At 78.7% G+C, this 427-nt stretch carries 1 pseudogene; it reads left to right on the plus strand.

Annotation, left to right across the window (positions count from 1 at the left end):
- Positions 1-427, plus strand: a pseudogene (locus ACSNOK_RS33430) (ATP-binding protein); the annotation flags it as partial.

Genomic DNA, 427 nt, shown 5'->3' on the forward strand with positions numbered 1-427 from the left:
GGTGGCGGCGCGCCCCGGCTGGTACGCCCCCGGTGGTGGGCCCTGGCCACGGCCGCCCAGGTGGTGCTGGTGCTGTTGCAGCTGGGCGGACTGGTGTGGCTGCTGACGGCGCTGTGCGGGGGCGCGGACGTGCCGTGGTGGGTGCCCGGCGGGCTCACCGTGGGGTGCGTGGCGGGGGCGCCGCTGCTGTCCTGGGGCTGCCGGATGGCCGCCCGGGGGCCGGCTCGCGGGTACGGACTGGAGACGGAACGCCGGCTGCGGAACGCGGCGGCGGCCTGTGGCCGGGAGCGGGTGCTGGAGCCGGTGGCGGCCGAGTTGCTGCGCTACCGGGAGCTGCGGGGGCAGTACGTGGTGGCGGCGCGCCCCGGCTGGTACGCCCCCGGTGGTGGGCCCTGGCCACGGCCGCCCAGGTGGTGCTGGTGCTGTT

It is taken from the genome of Streptomyces sp. URMC 126 (assembly GCF_051386555.1).
Lineage (GTDB): Bacteria > Actinomycetota > Actinomycetes > Streptomycetales > Streptomycetaceae > Streptomyces.